The 544-nt window shown below is 65.4% G+C and carries 1 protein-coding gene; it reads right to left on the reverse strand.

Annotated features, from left to right (window positions below; genetic code table 11):
* On the reverse strand, nt 1–544 hold a 544-nt coding region (locus tag NKI85_RS37875; protein ID WP_352781029.1), incomplete at both ends, for a recombinase family protein.

Genomic DNA, 544 nt, shown 5'->3' on the forward strand with positions numbered 1-544 from the left:
TGTAGCGTGCCGCCTCGCGATCGCGCATCAGAGCATCGCGGACCTGATCGCGGCGACTGGCCGCTTGCGCTTCGGCCTCGACGGCCGCGGCTATCGCTCCCGGCTCGACAACCCGCAGAAGAGCTTCCTCGATGGCGTCGTCGACGCGTAGTCCACCGAAGGCGATGCAACGCGGCTCGCCATTGTCAAGCAGACCACGCCAGCAGGAATAGCGCGGAATGTTGTGCTTGGTTCCCGTGTAGCGGACCGTCAGCTTGCGGCCGCAGCGCCGGCAGCGGACAAGGCCGGCGAGCAGAGCGTCGCCATGCTTGGGCGCCCCGTGATGCCGGCTCGTGGGCACGTTGTCGCTCACCATCTTGCGGATCGCTTCCGCCCTTTCCCAGCTGACGTAGCCTTCGTGTGCACCCGGGATCAGCGCCAGCCATTCATCACGCGCCTTACGGCGGCTGCGCGAACGAATGGCTGTTGCATCATATCCCGACGCAGCACGAGTCTTACCATAGGCGTAGGCGCCGCCGTAGATCGGGTTCTCGATCATTCGGTG

Source organism: Mesorhizobium sp. M0571 (genome assembly GCF_040320985.1).
Taxonomy (GTDB): Bacteria; Pseudomonadota; Alphaproteobacteria; order Rhizobiales; family Rhizobiaceae; genus Mesorhizobium.